Origin of the sequence: Mesorhizobium sp. L-2-11, assembly GCF_016756595.1 — a bacterium.
Taxonomy (GTDB): domain Bacteria; phylum Pseudomonadota; class Alphaproteobacteria; order Rhizobiales; family Rhizobiaceae; genus Mesorhizobium.
This window is the reverse complement of record NZ_AP023257.1, coordinates 2,009,666-2,026,096: the sequence shown is the minus strand read 5'-3', so window position 1 is coordinate 2,026,096 and position 16,431 is coordinate 2,009,666. Positions and strand designations below refer to the sequence as shown.

The 16,431-nt window shown below is 56.6% G+C and carries 15 protein-coding genes; 3 read left to right on the top strand and 12 right to left on the bottom strand.

Annotated features, from left to right (window positions below; all coding sequences use genetic code 11):
- Positions 1-42: 42 nt before the first annotated feature.
- From JG739_RS09735 to JG739_RS09725, 3 genes are all read left to right on the top strand, one after another.
- A complete protein-coding gene (locus tag JG739_RS09735) occupies positions 43-348 on the top strand; it encodes a putative quinol monooxygenase (protein WP_202366274.1) in 306 nt (101 codons plus the stop codon).
- 202 nt (positions 349-550) lie between these two features.
- Positions 551-1,648, top strand: coding sequence for an AbrB family transcriptional regulator (locus JG739_RS09730; protein WP_202366273.1), 1,098 nt, complete (start codon positions 551-553; stop codon positions 1,646-1,648).
- A gap of 374 nt (positions 1,649-2,022) precedes the next feature.
- A complete protein-coding gene (locus tag JG739_RS09725) occupies positions 2,023-2,805 on the top strand; it encodes a hypothetical protein (protein WP_202366272.1) in 783 nt (260 codons plus the stop codon).
- A 60-nt stretch (positions 2,806-2,865) separates the two neighbouring features.
- Here JG739_RS09725 and JG739_RS09720 read toward each other — a convergent pair whose 3' ends face one another.
- The 12 genes from JG739_RS09720 to gmd all read right to left on the bottom strand — a co-directional run bounded on the left by JG739_RS09720 (position 2,866) and on the right by gmd (position 16,395).
- A complete protein-coding gene (locus JG739_RS09720) occupies positions 2,866-4,065 on the bottom strand; it encodes an IS256 family transposase (RefSeq protein ID WP_202362577.1) in 1,200 nt (399 codons plus the stop codon).
- Positions 4,066-4,494: 429 nt separating this feature from the next.
- On the bottom strand, positions 4,495-5,562 hold the full coding sequence (locus tag JG739_RS09715) for an O-antigen ligase family protein (RefSeq protein WP_202366271.1): 1,068 nt from the start codon (positions 5,560-5,562) through the stop codon (positions 4,495-4,497).
- Positions 5,563-5,611: 49 nt separating this feature from the next.
- Complete coding sequence (locus JG739_RS09710; protein ID WP_202366270.1) at positions 5,612-6,277, bottom strand: methyltransferase domain-containing protein; 666 nt, start codon at positions 6,275-6,277, stop codon at positions 5,612-5,614.
- A 183-nt stretch (positions 6,278-6,460) separates the two neighbouring features.
- Positions 6,461-7,537: a glycosyltransferase family protein gene (locus JG739_RS09705; protein ID WP_202366269.1), complete on the bottom strand. Its 1,077-nt coding sequence runs from the start codon at positions 7,535-7,537 to the stop codon at positions 6,461-6,463.
- Positions 7,538-7,557: 20 nt separating this feature from the next.
- Positions 7,558-8,298 carry a methyltransferase domain-containing protein gene (locus tag JG739_RS09700; RefSeq protein ID WP_202366268.1) on the bottom strand — a complete coding sequence of 247 codons (741 nt, stop codon included), beginning with the start codon at positions 8,296-8,298 and terminating at the stop codon, positions 7,558-7,560.
- 126 nt (positions 8,299-8,424) lie between these two features.
- Complete coding sequence (locus tag JG739_RS09695; protein WP_202366267.1) at positions 8,425-9,708, bottom strand: hypothetical protein; 1,284 nt, start codon at positions 9,706-9,708, stop codon at positions 8,425-8,427.
- On the bottom strand, positions 9,705-10,349 hold the full coding sequence (locus tag JG739_RS09690) for a methyltransferase domain-containing protein (protein WP_202366266.1): 645 nt from the start codon (positions 10,347-10,349) through the stop codon (positions 9,705-9,707). Before JG739_RS09690 ends, JG739_RS09695 begins: the two co-directional genes overlap by 4 nt.
- A gap of 100 nt (positions 10,350-10,449) precedes the next feature.
- On the bottom strand, positions 10,450-11,694 hold the full coding sequence (locus tag JG739_RS09685) for a hypothetical protein (protein ID WP_202366265.1): 1,245 nt from the start codon (positions 11,692-11,694) through the stop codon (positions 10,450-10,452).
- Positions 11,688-12,959: a glycosyltransferase gene (locus JG739_RS09680; RefSeq protein ID WP_202366264.1), complete on the bottom strand. Its 1,272-nt coding sequence runs from the start codon at positions 12,957-12,959 to the stop codon at positions 11,688-11,690. The genes JG739_RS09685 and JG739_RS09680 overlap by 7 nt, the downstream gene beginning before the upstream one ends.
- Positions 12,956-14,275 (bottom strand): oligosaccharide flippase family protein, encoded by a 1,320-nt coding sequence (locus JG739_RS09675; protein ID WP_202366263.1) that lies wholly within the window; start codon positions 14,273-14,275, stop codon positions 12,956-12,958. The genes JG739_RS09680 and JG739_RS09675 overlap by 4 nt, the downstream gene beginning before the upstream one ends.
- A gap of 249 nt (positions 14,276-14,524) precedes the next feature.
- The gene (locus JG739_RS09670) at positions 14,525-15,280 is read right to left on the bottom strand and encodes a glycosyltransferase family 2 protein (RefSeq protein WP_202366262.1); all 756 of its coding nucleotides are present in this window, start codon (positions 15,278-15,280) and stop codon (positions 14,525-14,527) included.
- Positions 15,281-15,300: 20 nt separating this feature from the next.
- Entirely contained in the window at positions 15,301-16,395 is a 1,095-nt protein-coding gene (gene gmd / locus JG739_RS09665; protein ID WP_202366261.1) for a GDP-mannose 4,6-dehydratase, read from the bottom strand.
- Between the last annotated feature and the right edge of the window lie 36 nt (positions 16,396-16,431).

Below are 16,431 nucleotides of genomic sequence, written 5' to 3'. Positions count from 1 at the left end.
CGGCCTGCATACTTGTCGCAGCAAGCAACGGAGAAACCGGCAATGTATGGTCTGATCGGCAAGATGCGGGCGACGCGCGGCCAGCGCGACGCAATGATGGACGTCCTGCTTGCCAGCACCGGCGCCTTACCAGGCTGCTTGAGCTATATCATCGCCACCGATCCGGCCGATGCCGACGCGATCTGGGTGACCGAGGTGTGGACCGACCAGGCAAGCCACAAGGCTTCGCTGCAATTGCCGGAAGTCCAGGCGGCGATCGCCAAGGCGCGGCCGATCATCGCCGGGTTTGAGTTCCAGGTGGAAACGCATCCTGTTGGTGGGTTCGGGTTGCCGGCGAAGTCGAGCTGAGGGGGAGAGATGCCCGCGGGACAGCGCCCCCCACTGTCCTGCCGGACATCTCCCCCACGAGGGGGGAGATGCCAAGTGGTGGCAAAGAAGGGCAGGACAGAGGGGCGCGCGAAGGATCACTACCCAAGCCGGTGTACCACCCGCCACCATACTCCCCGCAAAAAGGGTTCGCATTTCTCCCCGGCCCGTTTAAGAGCCGGATATGGACTCTTTGCCGAACCCGCCGGCCCCCAACCCGCCGGCCATCGAGCATCTGGCGCGGCTGCCCAAGGTCTGGCAGTGGCTGGCCCTGCTGATCATCTCGATGCTGTTTGCCGGCGCGCTGGAATTCGGCGCCTTGCCGGCAGCGCTGCTGATCGGACCGATGCTGGCGGCGATCCTGGCCGGCACCAACGGCGCCACGGTGCGTGTGCCGCGCCCTTTGTTCGGCGCCGCCCAGGCAATCGTTGGCTGCCTTGTCGCCGCTTCGATCTCCGCCGACATCTTTCCGCTCTTCTACAAGGAATGGCCGCTGTTCCTCGGCGTTGTGGTGGCCACCGTTGCGGCGTCCAGCCTGCTCGGCTGGCTGATCAGCCGCTGGCGCATCCTGCCCGGCACCACCGCGGTCTGGGGCTCATCGCCGGGCGCGGCCACCGCCATGGTGCTGATGGCCGGCGCCTTCGGCGCCGACCAGCGCCTCGTCGCCTTCATGCAATATCTGCGCGTCATCCTTGTCTCGATGACTGCCGCACTTGTCGCAAGGGTCGACACATCAGGCGTCGAGACCCCGGCCATCATCTGGTTCCCGCCGATCGATCCAATTGCCTTTGCCGCAACACTTGGCGTGGCGCTCGTTGGCAGTCTCATCGGCAAGCTGTTCAGGCTGCCGTCACCCTTTTTCCTCGGCACCTTCATTCTCGGCACTGCGGTGCATCTCGGACTAGGCGTGACGATGCAGTTACCGCCCTGGCTGCTCGCCCTCGGCTATACGATGATCGGCTGGACCATCGGCCTGAATTTCACCAGGACGATTCTGCGGCACGCGACGCGTGCGCTGCCGCAGATCGTCGGCTCGATCATCATCCTCATCGCCTTCTGCGGCGGCCTCGGCTTCATGATCAGCCATGTGCTCGGCATCGATCCGCTGACCGCCTATCTGGCGACCAGCCCCGGCGGCATGGACAGCGTCGCCATCATCGCCGCCGCCGCACAGCATGTCGACATCTCCTTCGTCATGGCCCTGCAATCGGCCCGCTTCCTCGTCGTGCTGCTGGTCGGACCGAGCGTGGCGCGGCTGGTGGCGCGAAGTCTGAGGGAATAAAGCTGCGGCTGCAGAAAGACCTGCGGCGCTGTCACATAAATGGACCGCAATCTGTTCGCGGCCGCTAAGGGGCCAGCCCGGTCGCTCAGGATTGCGTCGGGTAGCATGGAAACCACCAGGCGTCCGGCCACTGTCGTTCAGGGCTCCGAGGTTAACGGCGTAGGTCACCGAGGACTGCGGGGAGGTAGTCGGGCTCCAGTCGGGCCTCGCCTCTATCGCCTTACAGCAGCGCGTCTATCACGCTTCAGTCAGGAGGTTGTCCGAGACGTCCAGCTAAGCTACCGCTTTAAAAATCGTCAAGTTCAGTCACGAGAGTTCGAACCGCGCGAAGTTCGTCCGCGCAAAATTCGCAACTAGCGAACCGGATAAGCATCATGTTTTTCAAGACAATATTCTGTGTGATCTGCCTTCTAGCCTGCTCATGGTCAGCGACGGCGGAAACGCGCGCTCCGTTCAGGCTTTTCGAAGCTATCCGGTTCGCCGGCGGGCCCGATTTGCGGGCGTTCGGCTTCGAGCATCTTACGATCGTGGACCCTCATGTTCTGGGACCAGATGTTCCCGACGCCGGCCAGGTGCGGCAAGCGCTGGCAGTGCCGAGGAGCAACGAATATCTCAATGTCGACATTGAAAGCTGGCCCCTTGAGGGTCCGGTTCAAGCATCGTCCATCGCGAAATATCAGAAGACGCTCAGCGCATTCAGAAAGGCAGACCCGAGCGTAAAGCTCGGACTTTATGCTGTCTTGCCGATCAGGGATCATTGGAGAGCAATCGGCCATCAGGGCGCGGTTGCACTGGACGACTGGAAGCAGCAAAACACCAACCTCGCTTCCTCCCTCATCCCTTATGTCGATGCGCTATTTCCCTCGCTGTATACATTTTACGGCGACAAGGACGCTTGGATAGCCTATGCGCAATCCAACATCGGGGAAGCACGAAGGATTTCACAAGGAAAGCCAGTCTACTGCTTTCTGTGGCCGCAGTTTCATAATACGCTTGCGTTTCTGCCGGGTGACCTTTGGTATACCCAACTGGACACTTGCAGGAGGCTGGCCGACGGAATCGTTATATGGGGCACTATCGGTAGCAATTCGCCCTATCGGCCAGCGAAAAGTTGTGTGCGTCAAGTTCTGCAAAAATGGCGTGGCATTCAGCGGTGACGTTGGCGTGTCCGCCGCGCAGCCCCCGTGTTTAGCGGAGCGGCGGACATGGCGGCCGCGTCAGGCGGCCAGTGCCCTCAGGTTCTCCTTCTTGTGCTCGCGCAGATGATCCATGTTGAGGTAGCGGGTCGCCTCGAGCCAGTTCTCGTGGATCTCCACCGCCAATGCCCGAACCAGCCGCAAACAGCTCTGCGGGTTGGGGAAGATGCGAACGACCAGGGTGCGCCGCTTGATCTCCTGGTTCAGCCGCTCCAGCATGTTCGTCGACTTCATGTGCTTGTGATGCGGCAGCGGCAGCCGATAGAAGCTCAGCGTCTCCTCGATGTTGTTCTCCACCCAATCCACCAGCTTCGGGTATTTGGCCTGCCATTTGGCGATCCACTGCGCCAGGTCGCGCTTGACCTCGGCGAGGTCGCGCCGGTCATAGAACCATCTGAGCTCCATCAGGCAGTCGTCATCGACCTTGCGCGGCACATAATCGAGCGCGTTTCTGAGGAAGTGCACGTAACAGCGCTGCCAGACTGCCTCGGGCAGGACTTCGCGGATCGCTGCCCTGAGCCCCGGATGGTCGTCGGAGACGACAAACTCGACGCCGGCGAGCCCGCGCTGCTTGAGCCCTGCCACGAACGCGCGCCAGCTCGAATGGCTTTCACGGTTGGCCAGCTCGACACCGAGCACCTGGCGCCGGCCTTCCCAGTCGACGCCGATCGCCACCAAGACGGCCTGGCTGGCGATCACGCCGGCCTCGCGCGCCCGCTCGTAGCGCGCGTCCAGAATGAGGTACGGGTAAGGTTCGGCAAGCCGCTGCTCAAAGAACGCCTTCAGCGCCTCATCCAGCCGCGCCGTCGCCTGGCTTACCGTCGAGGCCGAGAAGGAATGGCCGCACAGATCCTCGGTGATCGCCTTCACCTTGCGCGTCGACACGCCTTGCACGTACATCTCGACCAGCGCCGATACCAGTGCCTTCTCCGAGCGCTGGTAACGCTCAAACAACTCCGTCGAGAACCGGCCGGCCCGATCTTGCGGAACCCGAAGTTCCAGCACGCCAACCCGCGTCACAAGCTTGCGTTCGTAATAGCCGGACCGGTAACCAACCCGCTCCGTCGTCCGCTCGCCTTTCTCGGCCCCGATCGCCTCCGTCATCTCGGCTTCCAAAGCCTCCTGCACCACAGTCTGCAAAACTCTGCGGAAGCCGTCCTCATCCGACAACAGCAACGCTTTCAACTCGCCTCTGCTCAGTCTAACCTCTCGCTTGGTCATGGCACTTACCCTTCCACGGGAATCGGTGATCGCAACGTCACCAGCGTGCCATGGCCGCCCCTCGCCTCAGAGTAAGGGCTGTTCTCTCTCCAGAGCTTTTTGCAGAACCTTCAGAACACTATCCAGCGAAATGGGATGAGAAGGCGGAATGGTGGCAGGCTACCCGGAGATTCCTGAACGAGCTTGACAAAGCCCCATAGCTGGCTGTGACCGTATTTCAGGCTTATATTCCGGCGTATCCCGGCTTCGAACGGCAATGTTTGTCGGGTTATCCGACCCTACCGGGTACCCCAAACTGGGCATATGAGCGCCACATCCCACCTCGGTGTGCCCACATTCAAATGACCTCATGGCATTGAAGCGGAAGATCAAGACGGTGATGGTGATCCAAAGGAACGCCGATCCCCAGAGCGAGCCGGAAAATTGCGCTCAGACGATGGCTTGCGTGGTCAAAAGCGGCAGAAGCACCAAGCGCTTGTCGGCCAGGAACTTTACCGCCAATGCTATCCTCATGAAAACCGGAATGAATATCGCCATACCGAGAAGGCCCATTGCTTGAAGGATCTCCATGAACATATTGTGGGGATATACGAACAGTGGCAGTTGTGTTCCGTAGCCAAACAACGGGTCTTGCTGAAAAAGTTCCCACGACAACGCAACCGATCCTAGACGTGCCGTCGTTGAACGGTCTTCTCCAATCGTCGTCAAATGAAGCTTATCGAGCAACGGCGTTATGTCCGTGATTGCCAACGCCAATACCGCGACTGCAAGACACAGCAGACACAGGATCATGGTGGTGAATTTTGGGCGGAGCATAGGAAGCACAACGATGCAGCATGCCAAGGCAACAACTGGACCGCGAGCAGCTGCCAGATAAATGGCGAATACCGAAGCAGCAACTACAGCAACAATTGCTATTTTAGCGATTTTTCTTCGGGAAATTCTTATCAGAGTATATGAGGCTATAATTGTAGTTAGTCCGGCGTGACCTATGGAAATAGGATTTAACCGATCGAGAGTGACCCGCTCAGTGTAGTCGAGCCGCACGGCATTGGAGCCAGTATACTGCAGCCAAATGATACCCAGCACGCTCAACGCTCCGACGATGAAGAGTGCCCATGCTACATTGATCTCCGACCATTTGTTTGTTGACAAACCCAGAAGAGCCGCAGGCACCATCGAAGTGAGGACGGCAAATACAAGGGCGTCCGATGCCCCATTTATGTCGTAGCTGGCATCAATACCAAGCTTCATTGTATAGAGTCCCGCAAAACCAAATAGCCATGCGTCGATGGACCGCCAAGCTTTCTGCCGGTCTGAAAAAAAAGACAGCCCACAGAGGCCGATTACCAGAGCGCGAAAGGCGATCGGTAAGACTTGATCTTCTCTTGCGGTCACAGATGAGACGATTCCGACCAAAGGATAGCCGGCAATCGCCAGGGCAAAGCTGCAAGCCCACAAATCCTTGTAGATCGGAACATGTTTTCTGACATGCATGACGATAGTAGTGGCCCTGATTGCCTGCCTTCGAAATTCCGCTGTACGCTTACTTCCACAAATCCACTACGATGGAAAGTGGGCGCGGGTGGCTCGCTACACGAGGGTCTCTATAGGACGTTCGCAATACCCGCCCATATGATTCATCGACGGGCTTGATGATTGCGTGGCCGTCGGGATCATAGCCTTCAAGCACGTCCCATTTCGAGAACGGGCTTGCCGCCGCGAGCGCAGTAACGCTTTCGTATGTTGGAAACCACAAATGCCCGCCGCCAGTGACGATGCCATTTTCAAATTTGCCGCCGCCGACAGGGTCGAATACGAAACGGTCGCCATCCTTGACCGAGCGATCCCGGTACACGTCGAAGCGATAATCGGGCACGCTCATCCGGAACAAGCCGCCCGGCTTCAGCACGGCATGGATGTACGCAAAAATCTGCGGCAGTTTTTCGTAAGCTACGTGTTCAAAGACGTCTTCGGATTGATATATATCGATGCATTGCTTCAGCGGCATCGGCTGCGTCACATCGTGGTTGATGTTACGAGGTGATGGGCTGTAGGGCGTTAGTCCAATATGCGTATCGAATTGGGGTAGATTGCGTGTCAGCCGCCCCGCGTAGAGCTTGCCGCATGATCGCGCATCATCCCAGGTTGCAATACGAAACCCGAAGGTTGCCAGGCGCCGCTCGACCTCGTCGGCAATTTTTCCATACATGCGCATGTCTCCAAACCAATCGTCTGATAAAGGCTCGCCTCGAACGAGGGAGCCCTCAAGGGGCGGCTATGACAGCAAAATTCCTGCAGGTTTTCAGAGCAAGCATACCAAAAATTCGGCGGCACGCAGAGAATTCCCAGCCATCAAACCCCCATCGCTATCGGCCGCGAAATCACCCGCCGGCTACGCCAGTTCGACAAACCGGTCGAATTGGCGTTGCTTGCTGTATTCTTCACGAATTGCACGGTTTCCGGCCCAGCCGATCCTGTCCCAGCTGCCGTCGTCCAGTTGCTGCTCGATTCTTCTCGAAACGTCTTGCGGCTGCTCATAGACAATCATGGTTTCGCCATCGCGCATCGGCCCGGGGTAGTTACCGGCGTCGGAAACCAGCAGAGCTCCAGCCCCCATCGTTTCGAAACAACGCATATTGCCACGATCCGGGCCCGCCATATCGATCGAGGCATTGATCACGATCTTGGCTCTTCCAAGCTGTTCATACATGGCGCGCCCGAATACGGGAGGCGCGCTGACTTTGCGGATCGCGCGCGGGCGGCGCACCGCGCTCAGCGGACCGAACAAGCCAAGCGGCGTCTCGGCGAGTGGCGTATAGCGTGACAAATGCAAATGAAAAACGACGTGGCGGCGGCCGGAAAGACCGGCGACAGCTTCCAAGATCTGCCGCCGACGCTGGTGGTGGCGACTATAGCCGCCGAAGAACAGGACATCGATGTCTCTGTTCCGATTCGCGGCCACTGCATCGAGCTCCGGGTCGTGAGCCGGAAAGAAGTCCGCTGTCCTGGCGCCCTGCTCTTCCCAGAGCTGTCGCATAGACGGGAAATTGCAAAGCACCAGGTGATAGCCGGAAAAGTCGATCTTGCCTGGTGCGGCGCGCCAGGCAATCTTTCGTTTCACGTGCCCAGGCAAGCGGCGCACAAAAGCGGCGCCGTAACGAAACGGGTCGAGATTATAGAAGACTTCCGTCTTGTGATGCTCGATCTGGGCAAGAAGGATGTCGGCCAATGACGTATCTTCGCCAAGGCCGTTTTCGCGTGCCCACGCCCGCTGCAGCGATTCGTCATCGCCATTCGTAAAGAACGCCTCCGGATGACGGTCGAGTACCGGTAAAAGGATATGCGCGGCGCCGTAGCGATCGTTCAGAAACACGTTCTTCTGCTGCTCGAATCCGCTGGCGTCGCCGACGAGTTCGTCCAGCCGAGGTTGATAGGTGGCATTGATCCCGGAATTTTGAAAAAGTCGCATGGCCTCGTTCTTACTGACAGCTAGTCTGCGGGTCTTGTGGCGCTGATGACGAAACCTGAACTGAAGATGCGCCAGTTCAAGGCCGCACAAAGATTCTCGAATAGAGCGACGGAAACATAGGCAGGCAGGAAGAAAGCGAAGTAATCGCTGGCACGGAAGAATGGCATGACGTTGATCTTCTCGAATCCTTGCTCGCGAAATACCTTCGCCATATCCGAGGGCGAGCAATGGTCGAAAAAGGCCGGATAGCCGGTAACGCCCACCGCGGACGGCCGGAGGTACGGGATCAGCCACTTTTGCATGACTGGTCCGACGAGCCGCAGTGCGATCGAATAAGGATGCCATTTCGAGGGCATATAGTGGTGCATCGCGCCACCTGGCCGTAATGCGGAAAACATCGAACGCGCCGCCGCCCTGTTGTCCGGCACATGCTCCATCAATGTGATAGAAACGAGCATATCTGCGTCGACATTAACCGGCTGCTCGATCGACTGCACGATAAATCGATCGTAGACGGTATAGCAATTAGGCCTCTCCTCGATATCGAGGCCGATGTAGCGAAAGCCGAGGCCACGCTGCAAAAGTGGCCGATCGATCCCGCCAACCTCGAGGATCGCAGATGGCTTGAGGCGCGCAATGTCGTCGGCGATACGGCGTTCGAGCTCCGCTTTGTAGGACGGGGCGCCGAACACCTCGGGAAAGCGGCGTTCCAACCACGCGGCGGCATTCCTGTTCCAGCCAATGAACTTCTTGAGAATCACCCCACTCCTTTTGGTACCAAGTGGCCATCGCCCGTTAAACCGGCGAGCCGCCATCTGCATATCGCAACCAAAGTGCGCAACGGCCGGGATATGCATGCATCACGCCAAAGACGAAAGCGACGCGTCTTAGTGCAGAATGATCGCGCCGCTGCTGATCTGTGCCAGCGTGGCGTGGCGACCCTTGACCGCCACCGGATAAGCGCGCCCCTGGCACTCCACCTTTGCAGAGGATACGGCGTCTTCTGCCTGCCAAGGGTTGATCACCAGCGCTACACAGCCCTCTTTGCCGACATCGAACATACGAACCAAGGGACGTCTCTCCCGCCAAAGCACGTTGGCAGGCTCCCCGGGAACGAGGCGCCCCCTGCCGATGAGGTCGGACACCGTCGACAGCCGCGCCAGAGTATGGGTGAACAAGGGCAGCTGCGAATATGGCAGCGGGTCGCCCGATTTGACGCTCGGCTCGTGGCCCCACAACACAACGGCGCGAGCCCCGCTGAAATAGGGTACCAGTGTCATTGCCTCGACCAGGAACGTATCCACCAAGGGCGTGGCTTGCCGCCAGTCTGGGCCGTAGTAACGCAGCCATAGATAGGCAAAAATCGGCTTGCCGCTTATTTTCTCTGATCGATAATAGTTTTGTTCAATCTGTGTCGCGATGTAAAATACTGAATCCGGTTTCGAATCCGGGAGATATGCTTCCGTAATAATAAAATCTACATAGGGGTCTATGCTCTTCCACAATTTCAGGTCGAAACTATGCTTCTCCGCGAAGTCCTGGGCGCTGTAATCTCTAATCTTGCCGGTCTCTTTGAAAAATGGCTGTGGCCCGAAGATGCCAACGACCGCGTCAGTGTAGCGTTCGCGGGTCCACTTGACCGGCAGCACGAACCACGTCGCCCATTCCTTCCAATACGAGTCCTCAAACTCGGTAAATGATGAAAAAAATCGTCTGCCGATAGCGTTGAGTACCCACGCCTTCAGGGCTGACCGCTGAAATACGAATTCTATGTCGTGGACGTAAATGCCTCCGGCAACAGGAAGGGCAAGATCGATATTCCGCCTGACGATACGCTCGAAGAAGTCAGGCTTTCGCCAAGGGTTCGTATTCAGTTTTCCCAGAAATGTGTTGATATTTTCCCGCTGCGCCCCGGGATAATCTGCAAACGTGTTCTGGATCGTCACCGGCAGGAAACCGTGGCATAGCGCCGCCGCCACATGGCTACCGCCACTGCCGTCGTAAACGTTCCAGTATGCCTTCAGCCCACCTTCCAGCCTAAATGCCTGAACCTCGTCCCATCTGGGCGCGGCCGGACACTGTGGCGCCGATCGAGCCTGCGGCACGTATGTCGCGGTCAGCCATAGCGAAAGCACAGCGACGGCCAGGCCAAGGTTGCGAACTCTGTTCATCGGCCCGCCGAGGCAGGGCGCGCGTACACCGCAACGTAGGCCAGCGGAAAACGCCACGCCGCCCTTTCGTTAAGGCGCCTTATTGTCGGGAGCAATTTTGCGATCATCCAACCGTGGTAGGGGATCCGCGCCAGCGGTCTCCAAAAGCCACCCAAAAGCTTGCCTGTAAGGTCGCTCCAGACATCAAAAGCACCACCAGCCTCGATAATCTCCACCGGCGGAACGTGGTGTTTGAGACCGAAATGCGCCAATGCGAACTTTGTGTAGCGAAAATGATCGTGCGGCTCCTCGTGAAGATAATACAAAAATGGAACACCTACTATTATGTGTCCGCCAGGCTTAAGCATTCTGGCCAACTCCGAAAACAACAGATCAGGTTCGGCGAGATGCTCGAGTACATCAGTAAGTAAGATAGTGTCAAATGAACGATCCTTAAAAGGGAGTGGACTATTAAGGTTCACTTCAAAATCAAGGTCAAATCTTTGATGTGCCGAATTCTCCCAATCAGCCCACAGATATTCATCGACGACGCCGCGATATATTCCAGCCAATGGGGCGTTGCCGCAGCCCAAATCGATAAGTCGTCCGCGCGCGTATTTCTGGATTGCGTGCTCGTAGACAGCGACCTGGAGGTCGCCCACAAGCCGAGAAATTACCCCGCCTGTCCTGGCGCTCCGCCACCGTCCGTGATGAAATTCAAATTTGGTAGGCACCCACGCGCTCTTCGGCCGCGACGCTAATCTATCCATACTGGATCCTTCCAACATATTGATGCCGGCGATTTTCAAATACTATAATTCCGAAAGTAAGCCACACCATTGGATCATAAAAGAAGAATTTTGTTACAAGAAATGGGCAAAACAACAGAGCGAAGCTTGGACCCCAAAGTCGAAACAATTTAATAAAAGATACAGAGAATATTAACAAGGAAGGTATTATTCCTAGATAAAAGAACATATTAAACACGAGACCAAGATCTTGCGGTGATAAGCAGTAATCACAATATGTTCTCGGCAAGGGAGAGCCGAGGAGCATCTCCTCGCCCGCAGAATCTTGCCATGCACGAAACGCCTGGTCTTTATAATATCCAGATCCCTTCTCCCGTTCGGCGCTGAAGCGATCATTGAAGTATTCGACGTACTGAGAGCCGAAAATCTGCGGTGCAATCAAGGGCGCCGAAATGGAAAGCAGCGATACCGAAAACAGAACTGTGGCAAAGCGCAGAATTTTTGGAACCTTAGGATTCAAGATCATGAACTCGATCGCAAAACAGACGATATAGACTGCTGCACCAACCACTGCCCACGCAGCCAAGGTCGCTACCGTGCTGAGCATTGCAAAGAGGTCTAAGAAATTAACGATCCGTCGCCGGAAGAGGCATCTCAGGAAAACGAGTAAATAGACGATATTCGAGTAGTTTCCGGGCTCTAGCTGAAAGCCAGAAAGACGAACCTGATTCATCATTATGCCGGCGCGCGAAGCGCTGAATGGAAATATAATTCCATGTAAGTCGACGATGTTTCCGGACAAAAGATAAATGGCGAGACCCAGGACCAGGCCGACAACATTGAAAATGAGATAGGCTCGAAGCAGGAATTCCAGCCGCTCACGCCAGGCAGCTCGAGTAACCACGCCGAACGCCAAGCCCCAACTCATGAAAGCGATCGCCATGAGTGAAAACCGCGAAAAGTCACTGATATTGATGATGAAAAAATAGAGCAAAAACGCAGAAATTATCGCGACATTGGCGTGAAACGCAGAAATTCCGAACCGAAACACCATTCCACCAAGGAAGGCCAGCGCCGCCAACGAGCGGATGAAGAATGCAACGCCACCCGAACGCGGATCGTCGCTGATCTCGAGCTGAGTGGCGATCACTATGAAGAGCGGAAAAAGGATCAGCCAGTCGGATAGCCCAATCGCCTGAAAACTGGCGACCCTACGGTAGCCGCTCAGCGCCGGATAAGATTTCGGCAGGCCTAGCAAGAGCGCGCCTGCATCGATTGGAGAATGTCGATCAGCTCGCCAGAATTCGATGCTGAATGATAGCGAGCCTGCCATATCTTGCGGGGCGCGGCCCGCGCCAGCTCACCTCCAGGTGAAAGCGCCTGCAGAACGCGCTCCGCCAAACGTTCCGAATCCTGCGCCTCGTCAAGCGAGACAAGCAACCCGGTCTCGCCATCGATCACCGCTTCCGGGGTACCATCGACGGCCGTCGCGATCACTGGTATCCCGAACGACATTGCCTCCATGATCGACACCGGGACTCCTTCGGACAAACTTAGATTGACGAAGATATCGACGTGGTTCTGTCGGTAGAACTCCATCACTTCAAGGTTGTCAGTCTGCCCCCAAAGCTTGACCTCCAGGTTGGGAACCTCCTTTTCCAGGACGGAATTGACCTCGGTAAAATCTCCGCCACCAAAGTGATGCCACGAAACTCTCGTGTGCTTTGCCAGGGCGCGGACCAGCGCGGCGATCAGATGAACCCTTTTCACCGGAAAAACATTCGAGCAACTGACTATCGTTAGCGAAGTGTCTCCAGCCATCCGCGGAGGGGTTTGGCCCCTATCCGGCACGCCCAGACGGTTGACAGCGAAATTGGAGGTCAGCCCCCCAGGCCATTTCTCCTGGAAGTACGCAAGGCCATGCTCTGAAATGAAAAGATTCATGGCAGCGGCTGATGCGATTTCCTCACGCCAAGGAAAATATTGGGAGTTTCGCGATAGATAGGATCCGGTTTCCATGGCATGTTCGTAGAGATCCACTCGGTGATAGCGCACCGCGCAAGGCACATCGGCCTTCGCCAGCAAGGGGATTGCCAGATCGGGCACGTGCCCCCAATAGCTATAGGCCACCACCTCGGACGGCGCGCCAAGAACTTTTCTAACTGCAGGAGATCGCTCGAGCGCCGTGCGATACATGGACCATAAAAGCACACGGTAGATTAGACCGATATGAACTCGCTTTTGGCGCCAGCTCAGGGACACCGCCTCCGGCCAGAAGAGTGACCAGGTACGAAATTTTGCGAGTTGCAAAAGGTAGAATTTGTAACGCGACCGCTGGGAATCCCAAATGGGTGGTTCCACGGTGACGTTCGCCGGAACTTTCCGCATTGGCCCGGAGCCGCTCATTGGGAAGATTGAAATGCGTTCAAAACCTTGGCTGAGAAAGGGCATCTCCAAGCCGATAAAAGGTTCGTAGTGGCCATACGGATAGTTGATCGTGAAAAGAAGGAGATGCTTTCTCAACGCCCCGACCCTTCGGCACCAGAAAAGTGATCCCTGGCCACAGAAAATGGTCGAGGGGTTCGCGAGACAACAAAGAACAAAACTATAAGCGAAATCATGTAGGGCATAGAAACGTATACGGATACTGAAACGGATCTCTCCAGCGACATACCGAACCAAGTCGGTATGAAAAAACCGCCCACGAAAATAGCATTTTGGACAATAGAAAGTATCAAGGCCATTCTCTGCTGGCGGGCGATAACTGGAACCGGGGCAAGAGCGGATAGAACGAGGTGTACAGCAACGTACGGCGCAAATAGCTCGGCCAAATGACCCGACGGCGCCCATTGTGATCCAAGCACAAATGAAAACATTTGCACGCCGAACAATAGTAATACAAAAAACAATATCGCTCCGAGCAACATCTGAAGTATTAAAACCCTCATGACAGCGCCATCGAACCTGCCGGTCTTTTGCACCAGCTGGTGTGCCTCGACATAAAGAATCTGGGCGACCGCTATGCTGATAATCCCGGCAGGAATCGTTACGATGCGCTGCATCATGAAATATTGTCCTGCTTCCGTAGACGAAAAGAAACCAACAATAATTACGATCAAGACAAAGCCGCTTAGGCTATTAATTAAAAATTGCGGCAGGCTAAACTTTGGAAAGGACTGATGTCGTAGAGCAACCAACAAAAGAGGCCTTCGCTGCCTGGGCTCGAAGACATTGAGCCGAAGATCGGACAGACAAGACCATCTACGCGCGGACAGGAGCAAGGCGGCGCCGACGCTTGACGCAAAGGTCTCGCCAATTATCAAGCCCCATGCGTTTGGCAAAATAGTCAGGCCCAAGGCAGCTTGTATCAGAATTGCGACCATCGCCTTGCAAAAGCGGCTGACGGAGATTCCCCCGTAGCTCTGCCTCCGTGAGGCAACCATGGTGAAGGTGGTGGTGATAGAGACGAAGAAGGCCGCAATGGACGTCAGTGGCCATGCCAAGCCGAGCGAAGTATTGAAGATGAGGTCCAGTTCGCGCGCGAACAGCGTCAGCACGAGTGCGCTCGCCAGGGCCGAAACAATAGCCAAGCTGACGCACAGTGCCGTAAGCGCGCTAACATGTCTCTCCTCGGCGACCATTATCGCCTGCTCGTAGCGAGCCGCAAAGCATGTGCCGAGCAATTGGCTGCCGAGAAAGAACATGGCAAACACGCCAAAGTCATTAGCATTGAAGACGCGGGCCAGGACGGGGACTGCGAGAACGCCGAGGAACTGTGCCGAAGCAGCACCCGAACCAAGTGTCAGCGTGTTGGTAAGCAGCTTCAGATTCGAGTTCATGCTGAAACCATACGACTACCGGATGTGTCGCTCGGCTGCGCGCCGGCGGGAACAAAGCCGTGTCGCGTGTCCGAGCAACTGAACCCTACCAGCCGTGACGTCTCGCACTTAAGACGCACTGAAACGTCATTGTTTCTCCACATGCCGGGGCGCGAAAGGCCACCCCCAAATCTTATGCTCCTAGTCGGCGCATTGCGGCGTGCGCTCACGTTCTCACGTCTCGCTCAGGCAAATAGCAATCATCCTCGTCTAATCTCGCCGCGCCAAAACGAACTGCCTGATTTTCCGCGCCGGCTTGGCAACAAGCGCATAGTCGACGGGGCCGGATCCGAGCCAACGGCGCCTGGCACGCAACGCTTCCAGATTGTGCCCGATGTGGGAACGCAAGCTTCTTGTGCTTGCGCCTCCTATCATCATGTCGACAAGGACCTGATCCATCGTCGCGACCCTGAATCCATGGAGATCGACGGCCCTCAGCATCCAGTCGTAGTCGGAGGAAACTTTAAGGGCCAGATCGAATGATCCGACCTTTTCGGCAACGGCACGCCGAACATAAAAGGTCGGGTGAGCAGGCATCCAACCCGAACGGAAGCCATTGCGAGGTCTTGGTTCTGCCCGCCAGCGACGAACCACCCGCTTGCTATCGTGGTTGTCGACAAAATCGAGATGGCCATGGACGATATCGGCGTCAGCGAGCGCCTCGCTGATCTTACCAAGCGCGGAAGCGTCATGGAACGCGTCGTCTGCGTTAAGAGCCCCTATTGCTTCGCCCGTGCAAAGCGCAAGCCCCTTGTTCAGCGCGTCATACATGCCGCGGTCGGGCTCGCTGATGATCTGTAGGCCTTGCCCGGCATAGGAACGAACGATCGCGAGCGTTTCGTCGGTCGAGGCTCCGTCGACAACGACCAGTTCCTTGTCCTGATGATCTTGGGCAAAAAAACTGTCTAGCGTGTGCCTGATCGTTGCCGCTGAATTCCAGCAGACCGTCAATACCGAGATTTTCATTTGAAGCGGCCCAGCGTCGCTTACTGTGCCGCAGCGCGAATGCGATCCTCGTCCAGGCGCCGGTGCTCGAATTCCCGTCTTACCGTTTCGAGGTCGGACTGAACCATTTCCTGGACCATCGCATCGAGCGAAGTTGTTGCCTTCCACCCGAGAACGCGCTCCGCTTTCGAAGGATCGCCGATCAGCAGCTCAACTTCGGTCGGCCTGAAATAGCGCGGATCGACCTCAATCAGGACAGCGCCTGATTTTGCATCGATGCCTTTTTCGTCAACGCCGGAACCAACCCATTGGATCTCGGTCCCGACCTCGCTGAATGCAAGCTCGACAAAACGGCGGACTGAGTTCTTCACCCCGGTTGCAAGGACGTAGTCGTCCGGCACTTCATGCTGAAGGATTCTCCACATGCCTTCGACGTAATCGCGGGCATGGCCCCAATCCCGTTCAGCCGACAGATTGCCGAGGTAGAGCTTGTCCTGAAGGCCGAGCCTGATTGCAGCAGCAGCGCGCGTGATCTTGCGGGTGACGAACGTTTCGCCGCGCATCGGGCTTTCGTGATTGAACAGGATGCCGTTGGAGGCATGGATATCGTAAGCTTCGCGGTAATTCACGGTGATCCAGTAGGCATAGATCTTTGCCGCCGCATATGGCGACCGAGGATAGAAAGGCGTCGTCTCCCGCTGCGGGATCTCCTGCACCTTGCCGTAGAGCTCAGAAGTCGAGGCCTGATAAAAACGCGTCTTTTTCGTCAGGCCAAGCAGCCGGATGGCTTCGAGGAGACGCAATGTGCCGATCGCGTCGGCATTCGCGGTATATTCCGCGGTCTCGAAGCTCACCTGGACATGCGATTGTGCGGCGAGATTGTAGATCTCGTCCGGCTGCACTTCCTGGACGATGCGGATGAGGTTGGTGGCGTCGGTCATGTCGCCATAATGCAGCGACAGCCTTACGTCCTTCTCATGCGGATCCTGGTAGAGATTGTCGATGCGACCGGTGTTGAACGACGAGGAACGCCGCTTAATGCCGTGGACGTCATAGCCCTTCGCCAGAAGGAGTTCGGCCAGATGGGCACCATCCTGGCCGGTGATGCCGGTAATGAGTGCGGTTTTTCGGCTCATTTCGTTCCCTTCGGCGGCTTTAGAAACACAACGATT

What these genes read in the sequence shown, in the direction of transcription:
- JG739_RS09715 (WP_202366271.1), bottom strand. Translation starts at nt 5,562, where the DNA reads ATGCATGTCAGAAAACATGTTCCGATCTACAAGGATTTGTGGGCTTGC.
- JG739_RS09730 (WP_202366273.1), top strand. Translation starts at nt 551, where the DNA reads ATGGACTCTTTGCCGAACCCGCCGGCCCCCAACCCGCCGGCCATCGAG.
- JG739_RS09710 (WP_202366270.1), bottom strand. Translation starts at nt 6,277, where the DNA reads ATGTATGGAAAAATTGCCGACGAGGTCGAGCGGCGCCTGGCAACCTTC.
- gmd (WP_202366261.1), bottom strand. Translation starts at nt 16,395, where the DNA reads ATGAGCCGAAAAACCGCACTCATTACCGGCATCACCGGCCAGGATGGT.
- JG739_RS09670 (WP_202366262.1), bottom strand. Translation starts at nt 15,280, where the DNA reads ATGAAAATCTCGGTATTGACGGTCTGCTGGAATTCAGCGGCAACGATC.
- JG739_RS09695 (WP_202366267.1), bottom strand. Translation starts at nt 9,708, where the DNA reads ATGAACAGAGTTCGCAACCTTGGCCTGGCCGTCGCTGTGCTTTCGCTA.
- JG739_RS09720 (WP_202362577.1), bottom strand. Translation starts at nt 4,065, where the DNA reads ATGACCAAGCGAGAGGTTAGACTGAGCAGAGGCGAGTTGAAAGCGTTG.
- JG739_RS09705 (WP_202366269.1), bottom strand. Translation starts at nt 7,537, where the DNA reads ATGCGACTTTTTCAAAATTCCGGGATCAATGCCACCTATCAACCTCGG.
- JG739_RS09735 (WP_202366274.1), top strand. Translation starts at nt 43, where the DNA reads ATGTATGGTCTGATCGGCAAGATGCGGGCGACGCGCGGCCAGCGCGAC.
- JG739_RS09675 (WP_202366263.1), bottom strand. Translation starts at nt 14,275, where the DNA reads ATGAACTCGAATCTGAAGCTGCTTACCAACACGCTGACACTTGGTTCG.
- JG739_RS09725 (WP_202366272.1), top strand. Translation starts at nt 2,023, where the DNA reads ATGTTTTTCAAGACAATATTCTGTGTGATCTGCCTTCTAGCCTGCTCA.